General features: G+C 35.5%; 11 protein-coding genes. 3 read left to right on the forward strand and 8 right to left on the reverse strand.

The features are described 5' to 3' along the window. The first annotated feature begins 15 nt into the window (after window positions 1-15). Together ACNQF9_RS02875 and ACNQF9_RS02880 are read left to right on the forward strand one after the other, a co-directional pair. Window positions 16-1797 carry a 1-deoxy-D-xylulose-5-phosphate synthase gene (locus ACNQF9_RS02875; protein ID WP_417989590.1) on the forward strand — a complete coding sequence of 594 codons (1782 nt, stop codon included), beginning with the start codon at window positions 16-18 and terminating at the stop codon, window positions 1795-1797. Window positions 1798-1834: 37 nt separating this feature from the next. Next, the gene (locus tag ACNQF9_RS02880) at window positions 1835-2863 is read left to right on the forward strand and encodes a DUF3078 domain-containing protein (RefSeq protein ID WP_417989591.1); all 1029 of its coding nucleotides are present in this window, start codon (window positions 1835-1837) and stop codon (window positions 2861-2863) included. Window positions 2864-2911: 48 nt separating this feature from the next. Here the strand turns inward: ACNQF9_RS02880 and ACNQF9_RS02885 are convergent, their stop codons facing one another. The 3 genes from ACNQF9_RS02885 to ACNQF9_RS02895 form a co-directional block, all read right to left on the reverse strand. Next, window positions 2912-5575 carry a T9SS-dependent M36 family metallopeptidase gene (locus tag ACNQF9_RS02885; RefSeq protein ID WP_417989592.1) on the reverse strand — a complete coding sequence of 888 codons (2664 nt, stop codon included), beginning with the start codon at window positions 5573-5575 and terminating at the stop codon, window positions 2912-2914. Window positions 5576-5660: 85 nt separating this feature from the next. After that, the gene (dgt, locus tag ACNQF9_RS02890; RefSeq protein ID WP_417958748.1) at window positions 5661-7004 is read right to left on the reverse strand and encodes a dGTP triphosphohydrolase; all 1344 of its coding nucleotides are present in this window, start codon (window positions 7002-7004) and stop codon (window positions 5661-5663) included. A gap of 131 nt (window positions 7005-7135) precedes the next feature. Continuing rightward, the gene (locus ACNQF9_RS02895) at window positions 7136-7597 is read right to left on the reverse strand and encodes an Lrp/AsnC family transcriptional regulator (RefSeq protein WP_282710921.1); all 462 of its coding nucleotides are present in this window, start codon (window positions 7595-7597) and stop codon (window positions 7136-7138) included. A gap of 155 nt (window positions 7598-7752) precedes the next feature. On the opposite strand from ACNQF9_RS02895, the gene metE reads away from it, so the two are divergent. Next, window positions 7753-10077, forward strand: coding sequence for a 5-methyltetrahydropteroyltriglutamate--homocysteine S-methyltransferase (gene metE / locus ACNQF9_RS02900; RefSeq protein WP_417989593.1), 2325 nt, complete (start codon window positions 7753-7755; stop codon window positions 10075-10077). Between the two features lie 84 nt (window positions 10078-10161). Here metE and ACNQF9_RS02905 read toward each other — a convergent pair whose 3' ends face one another. The 5 genes from ACNQF9_RS02905 to ACNQF9_RS02925 all read right to left on the reverse strand — a co-directional run bounded on the left by ACNQF9_RS02905 (window position 10162) and on the right by ACNQF9_RS02925 (window position 14950). Further along, a complete protein-coding gene (locus tag ACNQF9_RS02905; RefSeq protein WP_417989594.1) occupies window positions 10162-10560 on the reverse strand; it encodes a type 1 glutamine amidotransferase in 399 nt (132 codons plus the stop codon). An 8-nt stretch (window positions 10561-10568) separates the two neighbouring features. Further along, entirely contained in the window at window positions 10569-10856 is a 288-nt protein-coding gene (locus ACNQF9_RS02910; RefSeq protein ID WP_417989595.1) for a type 1 glutamine amidotransferase family protein, read from the reverse strand. Window positions 10857-10912: 56 nt separating this feature from the next. Further along, window positions 10913-11407 carry an RDD family protein gene (locus tag ACNQF9_RS02915; protein WP_417989596.1) on the reverse strand — a complete coding sequence of 165 codons (495 nt, stop codon included), beginning with the start codon at window positions 11405-11407 and terminating at the stop codon, window positions 10913-10915. Window positions 11408-11610: 203 nt separating this feature from the next. After that, complete coding sequence (locus ACNQF9_RS02920; RefSeq protein WP_417989597.1) at window positions 11611-12285, reverse strand: hypothetical protein; 675 nt, start codon at window positions 12283-12285, stop codon at window positions 11611-11613. A 256-nt stretch (window positions 12286-12541) separates the two neighbouring features. Next, window positions 12542-14950 (reverse strand): ribonucleoside-diphosphate reductase subunit alpha, encoded by a 2409-nt coding sequence (locus tag ACNQF9_RS02925; protein ID WP_417989598.1) that lies wholly within the window; start codon window positions 14948-14950, stop codon window positions 12542-12544. Between the last annotated feature and the right edge of the window lie 75 nt (window positions 14951-15025).

The following is a 15025-nucleotide window of genomic DNA, read 5'->3' on the forward strand; positions in this document are numbered from 1 at the left end:
GTTTTTTTGCAAATAATGAAAAATAGCCTTCTCTCTAATATCAACAACCCAACCGATTTACGCCTGCTTGATGAAACCCAACTTTCTCAAGTCGCTCAAGAATTACGGGATTTCATTATCGAAATTGTGGCGGTAAAAGAAGGCCATCTTGGCGCAAGCCTAGGCGTTATCGAATTGACTATTGCATTACATTACGTTTTTGACACACCAAACGATTTATTAATTTGGGATGTAGGACATCAAGCCTACGGACATAAAATACTAACGGGAAGAAGAGAAAGCTTTCATACCAATAGGCGACTCGGCGGTATTTCCGGTTTCCCAAAAAGAAGTGAAAGTATTTACGATGCCTTTGGTGTAGGCCACTCCTCTACTTCCATTTCGGCAGCTTTGGGAATGGCAATTGCTTCTAATTTGAAAGGCGATTTCAACAAACAACACATTGCTGTAATTGGCGACGCTTCCATAGCCTCAGGAATGGCTTTTGAAGGCTTAAATCACGCCGGAGTTACTGATGCAAACTTATTGGTGATTCTCAACGATAACGCCATCGGAATTGATCCAAGCGTAGGTGCTTTGAAACAATACCTCACTGCCGTAAAAGAAGGAAAAAATCCGAGGCAAAACAACATGATTAAATCCTTAAATTTTAACTATTCAGGTCCAATAGACGGTCATAATATTTTTGCCGTTGTTAAAGAATTAAAACGTTTGCAAAAAATAAAAGGACCAAAATTTCTTCATATCATTACCACCAAAGGAAAAGGACTGCTACAAGCCGAAGAAGACCAGGTAAAATACCATGCTCCCGGAAAATTTGACGCTGTAACTGGAGAAATCCACATTAAATCAGAAGAAAATTTACCTCCAAAATATCAGGATGTTTTTGGCTTGACCGTATTGGACTTGGCTAGAAAAAACGAAAAAATAATCGGGATTACACCTGCAATGCCCTCCGGAAGTTCGTTGAAATTCATGATGGATGCGTTTCCTAATCGTGCTTTTGACGTGGGAATCGCCGAGCAACATGCTGTTACATTGGCAGCTGGAATGGCAACTCAAGGAATGGTTGTTTTTTGTAACATTTACTCCACTTTTTTACAAAGAGGGTACGATCAGATCATACACGATGTCGCTTTACAAAATCTTTCGGTAATTTTTTGTCTGGACAGAGCCGGTTTAGTGGGAGAAGATGGCGCAACGCATCACGGTGTTTTCGATTTAGCTTATTTGCGCTGCATTCCTAACATGATAGTCTATGCTCCAATAAATGAGATAGCCTTACAAAACATTCTATACACTGCACAGTTGGGCTTAAACCAACCTATTGCAATTCGTTATCCTAGAGGGCGCGGCATCATTGTAGATTGGCAAAATAAGCACCTAGGCAACTATAAAAAAATAGAAATTGGCAAAGCACATTGTGTGAAAGAAGGTGCGATAGTGGCCGTTTTATCAAATGGTACAATTGGCAACAATGTTACTTTGGCAATAGCTAAAACAAACCATCCAGAAACTATTGCGCATTATGACTTCCCTTTTGTCAAACCTTTAGATAAAAACATGTTATGTGAAATTTTAAAAAAATTTAAAAACATAATCACCATAGAAGACGGTGTTGTAAAAGGTGGTTTCGGAAGTGCAGTTCTCGAGTTTGCCGCTGAAAACAATTATACCACAAGAATAATCGCTCTTGGCATTCCTGATGAATTCATTGAACATGGATCTGTAGCTGAATTACAACAATACTGTAAAATTGACGTTAAAAGTCTTGAAATACTTTTTTCAAGCTATTAAATAATTATCTAGAATGCTTAAATATAACTACTCCAAAATGAAATTATTAACCTACACAACACTAGTATTCATAATCTCTTTTTATTGTTCATCCCAAGAAACAGCACCAACACCTTTAACCGTAACACTTAATCCTGTTACATCGATCTCACCCGAAAACAAACCATTAAGGGTAGCCCTAAAAATACAAACCAGACCAGCGTTTATTCCATTATCTCATTGGACTAAAAAAAATAGCTTGGCCTTTGACATTTCAGAAGTTGCTTTTGTCAACTGGAGCGCTGGGGGAACAAGTTCCATTTCTGGATTATTTAAAGGTAAATTTCATAGAGTCTACAACCGAAGCAATTATATTTGGGCAAATGAGCTTTTAATACGATATGGCTTAAACAAACAAGAGCGCACCGAAGTAAGAAAAACCGATGATGCCATACAATTAAACTCTACATTTGGTTACCGTCAAGACACTTTATCCAATTGGTACCATTCTGCAAAATTTAATTTCAACACCCAGTTTACCAATGGATATGCCTATCCAAACACCGAAAAAGCGATATCTAAACCTTTTGCACCTGCTTATATTTTCATGGGAATTGGTGCCGAAAATGTAAACAAAGAAAAGAAAAGAACATTTTATATATCCCCTTTCACTTTTAAAACCACCTTGGTTTTAGATCAAACATTAGCCAATCAAGGTGCATTTGGAGTACCTAAAGCTACCTATGATCTGGATGGAAATTTGCTTATTGAAGGAGAAAAATCAAAAATGGAATTGGGTATATTAGCTACTGGTCATATTAAAAAAGAAATTTTTAAGAATATCCATTTAGAAAATCGCTTAAGCTTGTATTCCGATTATGTAAATCGTTTTGGTAATATTGATGTGGATTATGATCTTCAAGTTGAGCTCGTGGTTAACCAATATGTAAAAGCTAATATTGGAGCACATGTTATTTATGATGATGATATCAAATCAAAAAGAGAAATTGCAGGCATACAAGTAACCGAAGGTCCAAAAATGCAAGTACGACAGGCTATTGGTGTTGGAATTGAATATGTTTTTTAAAAACAAAAAGGCCTGAAAAATCCCAGGCCTTTATAATATACTCTTTTTTTAATTTATAATTATTTTCTCCGTGTAATTTAAACCTTCTCCAGTAATTTCAAGTATATAAATTCCTGAATTCAGTTGGCTTAAATTAAAAGTCTTTTCATTATTAAACTCCTGTTTAAAAGCTTTATAGACGAGCCTTCCATTACTATCTACCACTTTAACATCTACATTTCCTGAAAAGTTATTAATTCGCACCGTAATATCTCCCTTAGATGGATTTGGAAAAACTTTCATTACATTGTCATTATCAAAATCAGCAACAGCTAGAGAACAATTAGCCCCATTAGCCGGCCTAGTGTAATCTTCTACTTGATCATTTCCTTTATTTCGATCTCCTGCAGATGCATTGACGCCTAAACCTCTTGAAGCAAATACTTCCCAAATCATGCAAAAATCCTTTCCGCCAGTAATGGCCTGATCCGCTGCTATAATCGCATCTCTTGCATCTATAAAAGAAGGACTGCAAGGTTGTAACTTAATCCCATCCAATACAATTTGCATTAACTTATTATTTCCTCCCAAACCGGAGTATTTATTGTTATCAAATCCATACTTATTGATATAAGCCCATGATAAATCCCATAACATTGTAGCCCAAACTGATCCTACTCCATGAACCGAAGTTTGTTCAACATTATCGCTGTCTAAAAATTGATAATTATTGGTAAAATTATAAGTCATCGGATTAATAGCTCTATCGGTTGAATATGGATAGTCTCTGATCCCTTTACCATCTGTAGGTTCCGATGAAACAAAGGTTCCAATTCCTCTTTTGGCTCCACTGAAATCACCTGGTTTTATTTGCATCATTAATGCAAACCAATCAGACCATCCTTCTCCCATCTGATCTGTATTATTCAAACAACTAGAGTTATTAGGTCCTCCAGCTAAACGAATTGAAATTCCATGGCCATACTCATGCGCAATAATACCGTTGTCAAAATCCCCGTCGGTATTTATAAACGGAGAAGATTCTGTTTGTATTTTTACATTTACAGCCTGCGTTCGCATTTGATTCAAAATATTTTCTCCAATGGAACTGCTGATACTAATTGCAGGGATTATAATTGTTGCATCAGCACCGGACATAGTTAAGTCACCATCTACGTTATTTACAACAACAACAGCTATAGCACCTGCATTTTGAGCTGCTTTTACTTTGATCGCAAAACTACAGTTCCCTCTTCTTAAAATTACTATTTTTCCATTCATCTCAGCTCCATTAGAAGGAGTGACGCACGCCTCTGATGTAGTGCCAGAACTATCAAGGTACAGTACCAAATCTGATTGTAAAAAATCTGGTGCAACTGGCAAAGCAACACGTCCAGGATTAAAAGAATTTTGCCTTGCTACATAGCTTCCTGCCAGACTTATGGGTGAAGTAATAATTAATGGCTTAATTACAGGTCCTCTATTCCACAAAAACATTTGCATCCTCCCTCTATTACCATCTATTGGAGCTGAAAAATTAGCATTATTCAAACTCATTGGTACAGCCAATGATCCGTCTTGTGCTTCAGCATTTACATAATCCCCTGCTTTTCCACCACGCTCATAATTGTTGTCTTGAAAATTTCCATTTGCTTCATTAAAACCATATTGATACCAAACATCATGCATCACATTATTCATATAAAATAAATTGGTATTTGCCGCATCTATGTAGGTAGACGCATCAACATTGGTACCTTTATAAGGAAAGTCAAACTGTAGCGATTGTCCTCCATCAGGACTGGATCCATTATTTAAGTTATCCCCAGCAAAATCATCTTTAGCCCACACATTATTCCCCCTTGTTATGGTATATTCTGCACCAGCTGCTCCGTTAATATCATGCCATCCAAAAGGAGACGCTTTACTATCCGAAGGGTTGGAAACAAGTTGAAAAGGGCCATGTATCGGGCTTTCAAAATTAAATGGAATGACACGGTATGAACCTCCAGTAGCAACAGAGGAAGATCCTGAATAAATTTGCTTATACGTATTCCCCAAATATTTAGTTGTTGAATTATCTGCTTTGGTAGTGTAAGCCTTATTCTTATCAAAACTACAAGAAATTACAAAATCATTTTTCTCTAACATTTTTCCAGTCAGCGCATCTATCCTCACACTCCAAATATGATCATGGGTACGGGTATGGATTGTGAAATCCCAAGCTAAAATCAATTTATTATCTTTTGCTTGATGGTAAACTAAATTTGCAGTAACAGGCTCTTCTGTTCCCCAACCATTACTTAATTTAAATCTATTCCGTTCTGAATTTTCTAAAACAGTAAATGGATTTATTGCCTTAATTCCTAAATAAAAATATGCATTAGCTAAAGCATCTGAAACTGATAGCGACGGTTTTTTTGCATTAACTTTATTTGAAACATCCTCAACTATCCTTTTCTTAACATCTATTACTTTACTACTCTTTACAGAAAAATTTGAAACCGCTCTGAATATTTCAATTCCCTCATAACGTTGGATTACATAACAGTTTTCTATTCCAGAACTGGTAGATCCACCTTCGCTTTGAATAATCCAATCGTTGAAATCACGATTTGATATACTACTTTTAGCCTGAGGTGTACTTAAATAATTTTGAATTATTTCTTTATTAGATTGAGAAAAAACCAATAATGGCAGCACAATAAGTATAGAAAGTAAAGTTTTTTTCATAAATTTCAATCATTTAGCAATATCCTTAGTTAAAAGAACAAACTTAATTATTTTTATTTAATAGTACAATTGAATCTAAAAACGTTTAATTTTTAACAGCGGTAATTGTTTTATAGAACAATAAAGCATTCCCATCAGTCAGCAAAGAGATAAAATGACAAATATGAAGTAATCTTCCGTAAAGGTCTTCTTTCTCCAAGTGATGCTTCTCCGGTAACATTTTAAGAATTAAGGCATCATAATTAGATGCATTGCCGTTGAATTTGTTGTTAAATGCTGTTATATATTTATCCAACAAGGTTTGAATAATTTGATACCCCACAATCTCTTTCTCTATAACTTCGCGGCTTTGATAAATATTATTAACACTAATCTTTATTATATCATCCATTTGAGCTTTGTACTTGCTTTTGTCCATTATAGCGAATGGAAACTTTCCGTTAAGAATTAATACTTCATTTTCGATAAAAACTTTAACGGCATCATTAATTAAACTACCGATTGCCAAAGCGCGCAAATAACTTATTCGGTCTTCCTTGGTTTCTAAAGTCTTGTATTTAGATGTATCAATACTGTCTTTTACCAATTTAATTAAATACTCCAAAGCAAAATCTTCGGAAACCAATCCTAAATTGATCCCGTCTTCAAAATCAATAATGGTATAACAAATATCATCGGCTGCTTCGACTAAATAAGCCAAAGGATGTCTTTCAAAACCAATGTTGTCTCCCGATTTATTTGGAATCAAACCCATATCAGATGCAACATCTTGAAAAAAGGCTTTATCAGTTTGAAAGAAACCGTATTTCTTATCCGCAATAGCTGCGGTAGGCTTTTTCGGCAGACTTTCTTTTGGATATTTCATAAAAGCACCTAGAGTCGCATAGGAAATTCTAAGTCCGCCGTCAATTCCGGGACGACTAGCCGTCAAAACCGAAAAGCCATTGGCATTCCCTTCAAAATCAATTAAATCCTGCCACTCTTTGGCTGTAAGTTGATCTTTATATTTTTGCCCGTTTCCAATGGAAAAATATTCCCCGATTGCTTTTTCACCAGAATGTCCAAAAGGAGGATTGCCAATATCATGCGCCAAGGATGCTGCTGCTACTATAGCTCCAAAATCATTCATGTGATAGCCATGAACTTCTTTCAAGTATGGGTATTTTTCAATTATTTTTTTACCAACCAATCGTCCCAAAGAACGCCCCACAACTGAAACTTCTAAACTATGCGTCAATCTGGTATGCACAAAATCAGTTTTTGATAACGGGATAACTTGTGTTTTATCCTGTAAACTTCTAAAAGCGGACGAGAAGATGATACGATCATAATCAACCTCAAACCCCAAACGGGTATCGTCTTGTTCTACACGCAATCTTTTGCCTTTGTCGCCCTGACGTTTTAATGATAAAAGTTGTTCCCAGTTCATTATGATTTATAATTTCAGATTAATGAATTTTGATTTCCGATTTAAAAGAATCAAAAATACATTTTATTTTAAGATTTTACACAGCAATTAAAATTCTCTTAAACCAAAAATTCCAATGAATTTCCGCATTATCAAATAGCCAGTGCTGTACTGTGCTTGATTTCTCCCATCACAAAAACGCTTTGCGTATTCCCGATATTTTCGATAGTAGACAGTTTATTCATCACAAAATCTTGATAACTGGACATATCTTCGACCAGAATTTTCAACATAAAATCATAATCGCCTGCAATGTTGTAGCATTCGATAATTTCAGGAAGGGCTACGATATCTTTCACAAAATTACTACCCACATTTTTGGCGTGTTCTTTGAGCCGAACATTACAAAATACGGTCATTCCAAGATTCAATTTTTTCTTGTCCAATAAGGCAACATATTTCATTATATAGCCATCCCGTTCCAGTCTTTTTATCCTTTCATAGACTGGTGTAACCGTCAGAAATAGTTTACTGGCCAACTCCTTTGTATTGATATTGGAGTTTTCCTGCAGGTGTTTTAAAATTTGTAAATCAATGTTATCGATATTTTCCATAGTATTTTTTACTGTTAAAAATCATTTTAAAAGTTTCATTCAGAACTAAAACCTGCATTACATCTATATAACACTTTTATTCACTGAAATAATGTGCTAATTTAAGTTTAAATATCCAATACAATAACTTTGCATAGTAAAAAATACTGTAAATAATGAAAACAAATAATTTAGGTTATCCAAGAATTGGCAGCAACAGAGAATTAAAAAAAGCCTGTGAATCGTATTGGGCAGGAAAAATTACTGTAGCAGAACTTTTAACTGTAGGCACAACAATCCGTAAGGAAAACTGGCAATTACAAGCCGAGGCCGGAATCGATTTAATTCCTTCCAATGACTTTTCGTTTTACGACCAAGTATTGGATTTATCACTTACATTGGGTGTTATTCCAAAACGGTATCAAGAGTTAGCCAAAACAAACTCCACTATCGATTTGTATTTTGCCATGGCCAGAGGCTCTCAAAAAGAAGGACAGGATGTAGTGGCAATGGAAATGACAAAATGGTTTGACACCAATTACCATTATATCGTACCGGAATTTACAAAAGACCAAGAATTTAAATTATTCTCCGAAAAAATAATCGACGAATTCAAAGAAGCCAGCGCTTTAGGAATCAAAACAAAGCCGGTACTTATAGGTCCTGTAACGTATCTACTCCTTGGAAAAGAAAAAGAACAAGGCTTCCATAGAATGGACCTTATCGATAAATTACTTCCAGTATATTTTGAAATTTTACAAAAATTAGAAGATCAAAATGTAGAATGGATTCAATTTGACGAACCTTTTTTGGCTTTGAATCTAACGGATAAAGAAAGAAGCGCTATCACTTATGTGTATACCGAAATCAACAAACACTTCCCTAAAATCAAATTAATTCTGGCGAACTATTTTGATTGTTTTGGAGAAAATCTTAAAACCGTTCTTGCATTACCTGTGCACACTTTACATTTGGATTTGGTGCGTTGTCATTCGCAATTGGATGACATTCTAGAATCAGGACAATTGTCTAATACTGTAAGTCTTTCGCTTGGTGTTGTCGATGGTCGAAATATTTGGAAAAATGATTTCAAAAAATCGGTAGCCCTTATCAAGAAAGCGACTGATGCACTTGGCGAAAACAGAATCTTAATTGCGCCATCGTGCTCGCTGATTCACTCGCCCTGTGATTTGGATTTAGAAACTAATGATACTACGCTGACTCCCGAAATCAAACAATGGCTGGCTTTCGCCAAACAAAAAATTGAAGAAGTCGTTCTGCTCCAAAATTTCGCTTCAGGTGAGATAACCCTTGGTGATTCTGTTCTATTTCAAGAAAACACTATCGCCAACGAAAACCGAAAAACATCAAGGTTAATCCATAATGATGCGGTGAAAAATCGGGTTGCCAGCATTACAACTGGTGATGACCAAAGACAAAATCCATTTTCAGTACGCAGAAAAAAGCAAATAGACGTATTGAATCTTCCGTTATTCCCAACTACAACCATTGGCTCATTTCCGCAAACTACCGAAGTGCGCAGCTGGAGAGCAAAGCTCAAAAAAGGCGAATTAAGCCAACAACTATATGATGATTTACTCCAAAAAGAAACCGAAGAAACGATTCGCTTTCAGGAAGAAACAGGCATTGACGTATTGGTTCACGGAGAATTTGAACGCAATGATATGGTGGAATATTTTGGAGAGCAACTAGACGGATTTACGTTTACCAAAAACGGCTGGGTACAAAGTTATGGCAGCCGTTGTGTAAAGCCACCCGTTATTTATGGTGATGTATCGCGTCCCAACCCAATGACGGTGAAATGGTCGTCCTTTGCGCAATCGCTGACGCCAAAATGGGTAAAAGGAATGCTTACTGGTCCTGTGACTATTTTGCAGTGGTCGTTTGTCCGCAACGATCAGCCGCGCTCGGAAACCTGTACCCAAATTGCATTGGCGATTAGAGATGAAGTAGTCGATTTAGAAAATGCAGGAATAAAAATCATTCAAATTGACGAACCCGCCATTCGAGAAGGATTACCTTTACGCAAAGAAGAATGGGCAACCTATTTGGATTGGGCTGTAAAAGCCTTTAGAATTTCGGCCAGTGGCGTAAAAGATGACACTCAGATTCATACGCACATGTGTTACAGCGAATTCAACGACATTATTCAAAATATTGCCGATATGGATGCCGATGTAATCACCATAGAATGTTCGCGTTCGCAAATGGAATTACTGGATGCTTTTGCCGATTTTAATTATCCAAACGAAATAGGGCCAGGCGTATATGATATACATTCGCCTCGCGTGCCTTCCAGTTCCGAAATGGTTAAATTATTAGAAAAAGCGTCGGCGGTGATTCCTGTAGACCAGCTTTGGGTCAATCCGGATTGTGGTTTAAAAACCCGCCATTGGGACGAAACCAAAAAGGCTTTGATCGAAATGGTAGCCGCTGCTCAAGAAATGAGAATTGCTGTCGCAAACATTGCAATCGTTTAACAACCTGACTTCAGGTAAGCACTAAAATAAAAACCTAGTAAATGCTCGATTTACTAGGTTTTGTTTTAAAAAAACAATCGGGTTCTATTTAAACAAATTATCCAAAAGCGAAAACATTAGTTGATTATTTTCTTTAATAAATGTAGTATTACTTACGATCTCATCATAGGTTTGAACATACGTGTCTTTTACTAATTCTGATCTTTCATGAAAAGCCATTTGTTTCATAGCGGCATCCGTTACTTCCAAATGGAATTGAAGTCCCAATACTTGATCATTATATAAAAAAGCTTGATTCGCACAGGCTTCTGATTCCATTAAACGAATCGCATTTTCAGGAATTGAAAACGTTTCTCCGTGCCAGTGAAAAACAGAAAATGATTTTGGATAACCATTCAGTATCGCAACATTTGAATCTAAAATTAAAACAGGAAACCAGCCAATTTCTTTTTGTTCATTATCCGTAATTTTTCCTCCTAACACATTTGAAATTAATTGCGCTCCCAGACAGATTCCGATTTTTTTTTTCGCCGGTCAATTGCGGATTTGACGAATGCTTTTTCGTCTTTTAGCCAAGGGAATTTGGCTTCGTCATGAATACTCATGGGTCCGCCCAAGATAATCAGAGCGTCTATCGTATCAAGATCCGGAAATTTAGGATTGTGGTATAATGTAGTATACGAAAGGGAATGCCCGTGCTCTTGAATCCAATTCTCTATACAACCCAGACCTTCAAAAGGAACGTGCTGTAAGCAATGGATATTTAATTTTTTACTCATACTGTCTTGTGCAGGTTTTCTACAAAATTAATGAATCATTACCTTCAGAACTAGAATTATACTCCAATTTCATCCGATGGAACAAACATTTTCATTTTCTCGACAAACTCGTGTTTTTTTACCACATACGTTGCGGATAAAGTATCGTGTAAACCCCTTTCTGTTTTACCAAGAAATGAAAATGGGTCCATAGGATTGAGGCGGGATACCGTTCGTATCATAAAGTTTTTGGTATTGGGTTTGGAACCATCAACTCGTACTACAATAGTTTTGGTGAAATACTTAGCGAAGGTTCTGGAGAAGTACATTTCCGTAAATACATAGTAAAAAAACAAAATAATAAGTCCAAAGAACAAATTTTCAATCAAACTTAGTGATTTAAGCCAGTTCGATGCCCCATAACTGTTTGTTGTATCTCCAATTATATTAATGGTAGCAACAATACTTATTGCTATAATATAAATAATCAATACATCAATAAGGAAATTCAGGAAACGCTGGCTTCTGGAAGCTAATAAATCATCTGTAACAGTAAATTTTTTATTTTCCATAATAGTTAGCATGAAAATGATTATTTATAATGACAACCATCTCAAATATAGTAAATTAATTCTAAAATATTACTTACAAACTTCATTATTATAAGCATGTTAATCTAAGTGACATAATGCTAATAACTACTCCCTATTTATTTAAATTACTTAAGATTTCTAATTAAAGTAAAAAAACATGAACCATCTTCTAGAATATTTCTTTAGTCTAGTTTTGTTCCAATAACAATTTTAAAACCAATACTATCTTTATCTATAAATTGTCCTATAACTGGTTTACTGAAAACAGATTGTGATACACCTTCTACTTTAGTATAACCTTGAGATTTGAGAAAATCATTAATTTGATTTGCATATTTAAATGCTTCAGAATCTCCCATTACAGATGATATATCAATGGGTTCATTCTTTTTTTTTAAAATTCCCAAGAGTTGATTTTGTGTTTTGTCATCTAAGTTCCGAGGAACAGCTCCTATATTGACTTGATTAGCAGTTATACCTCCACTTTGGTTATTACTTATAACACTAACTGTTGGATTATTATTATTATTATTATTATTTAATTTTTCATATTTATTAATCTTTTTCTGTTCCTTTAATATATTAGACTTAGCATTATTAACCAATTGTTTTGCGATTACTTGAGAAGTACTAAATGCTTCTTTTTTTATTGTTACAGCAGTGTCAAAAGTTTGAACATTCTCATTATTTATTTTTTTCTCTGGCTCTAAAGTAAGAAAATTTGATTTAAATGTATACCTGTTAAATACAAGTAATAAAATTATTGCAATTAAAATTAATATTACTGTAAAAGTCATTTTTGAATGCTCTGCAATTAAATCCCAAAATGTTCTTCCTCTGTTATTTTGATTTGTCATAATTATATATAAAATTATTTTAAATACTTATTCTTTTTTTAATACAAATACCTTAGCCCCGATTGAAGTGGAAATCCTTTTTGTTTTTTCTTTAAAAATAAAAAGATTGCAACGAAAAGCGGGAAATAGCTACAAAAAAAGCAGCTATCATTACAATAACTGCTTAAAATTTCTTCTTCGTCAATAGGACAAAAAATTTATTTATTACTTATTTTCTATCAAAAATCAAAAATCGTTAATCATCATTCTGAAATCCTTAACTCCCACACATTTCACAATCTTCCGGCCCTGCGTTTTTAGAAAGTTCAATCATGGCTCTGTATTCTTCGGCGGTCATTTCTACCGCTTCCCTTACTACAGCGATCGGTTGCTCTTTAATTTCGATTGGCTCTGCTTTTTTATCATTGTTTAATGTAAATTTAATCGCATCCACCGCAGCTTTTGTTCTTAAATAGTACATTCCCGTTTTCAATCCAGATTGCCAAGCATAGAAATGCATCGATGTTAATTTAGAATAATTGGCATTTTGCATAAATAAGTTCAACGATTGCGATTGATCCACAAAATAACCACGTTGACGGGACATATCAATAATGTCTTTCATGGACATTTCCCACACTGTTTTGTACAATTCTTTCAAGTCTTGCGGAATATTCAGGTCTTGAACTGAACCGTTATTTCGCATTAATTCTTGTTTCAATGTTTCATTCCACAAACCACGCTCCACTAAATCGTGCAACAAGTGTTTGTTTACCACAATAAATTCTCCCGAAAGGACTCTTCGGGTGTAAATATTAGAAGTATAGGGTTCGAATGCTTCGTTGTTCCCCAAAATTTGTGATGTAGAAGCCGTTGGCATTGGCGCAACTAACAACGAGTTTCTCACTCCGTGTTCCATCACTTCTTTTCGCAAGGAAGCCCAGTCCCAACGACCAGACAATTCCTCATCTTTCATTCCCCACAAATTGTATTGGAATTCTCCTTGAGAAATTGGCGAACCTTCAAAAGTGGAATAAGGACCTTCTTCTTTGGCCATTTCCATTGAAGCGGTTACCGCAGCAAAGTATAATGTTTCAAAAATTTCCTGATTTAGTTTTTTAGCTTCGTCGCTCGTAAACGGCAAACGCAACATAATGAAAGCATCGGCTAATCCTTGTACTCCAAGACCAATTGGCCTGTGGCGTTTATTCGAATTTTCTCCTTCAATTACCGGATAATAATTCCTATCGATTACTTTATTCAAGTTTCTAGTTACCCGTTTTGTAACGGTATACATCAATTCATGGTCAAACTTCCCATTAGAAACAAACATCGGCAAGGAAAGAGAGGCTAGATTACAAACTGCAATTTCATCTTTGGATGTAAATTCCATAATCTCGGTACACAAATTCGAAGAACGAATCGTACCCAGATTTTTTTGGTTTGATTTTCTATTAACGGCATCTTTATACAACATGTAAGGCGTTCCAGTTTCGATTTGCGATTCTAGAATTTTCTCCCAAAGTTCATGCGCTTTAATGGTTTTTCTACCTTTTCCACGTTTCTCATAATCAATATACATGGCTTCAAATTCTTCGCCATACACATCATACAATCCCGGACATTCGTTAGGACACATCAACGTCCAATAACTGTCTTCCTGTACTCGTTTCATAAACAAATCCGAAGTCCACATGGCGAAGAATAAATCTCTGGCGCGCATTTCTTCTTTTCCGGTATTCTTTTTCAAATCTAAGAATTCAAAAATATCCGCATGCCAAGTTTCGATATAAATAGCAAAACTTCCTTTGCGTTTTCCACCACCTTGATCTACATAACGTGCCGTATCATTAAAAACACGCAACATAGGAACAATTCCGTTTGACGTTCCGTTTGTTCCACGTATGTAAGAACCTGTAGCTCTTACGTTATGAATAGAAAGCCCAACTCCACCTGCTGATTGGGAGATTTTGGCCGTTTGTTTCAACGTATCATAAATCCCGTCAATACTATCATCTTGCATCGCCAGAAGGAAACAGGAAGACATTTGTGGTTTTGGAGTACCTGCATTGAATAATGTAGGCGTTGCATGCGTAAAGAATTTTTTCGACATTAAGTCATACGTCTCAATCACTGAATCTAGATCATCTAAGTGAATCCCAACCGAAACACGCATCAACATGTGTTGCGGACGCTCTACTATTTTGCCGTTTATTTTTAGCAAATAGGATCTTTCCAAGGTTTTAAAACCAAAATAATCATAATTAAAATCTCTGTTATATATCACATGTGAATCCAAAAATTCAGCATTTTTCATAATCACTTGGTGCACTTCTTCAGATAACAAAGGTGCATCTTGTCCATTTCTCGGGTTTACATAATGAAACATATCGTTCATTGTTTCCGAAAATGATTTTTTAGTATTGGAATGCAAATTCGAAATTGCAATTCGCGCAGCCAATTGTGCATAATCAGGATGCGCAATAGTCATTGACGCTGCTGTTTCGGCTGCTAAATTATCTAATTCTGACGTAGAAACTCCATCATAAAGCCCTTCAATTACTCGCATTGCGACTTTCACGGCATCAACCAAATCATTCAAACCGTAACATAGTTTTTTAATTCTATCTGTGATTTTGTCGAACATTACAGGCTCTTTACGGCCGTCTCTTTTTACTACGTACATACTTTTGTTTGTTTTCAAAACAGAAAATCCCTTTGCTGTTTTTCGTTATTTGTATTATTTTTTTGGAGCTATTTC

Origin of the sequence: Flavobacterium amylolyticum, assembly GCF_048284335.1 — a bacterium.
Classification (GTDB): Bacteria; Bacteroidota; Bacteroidia; order Flavobacteriales; family Flavobacteriaceae; genus Flavobacterium.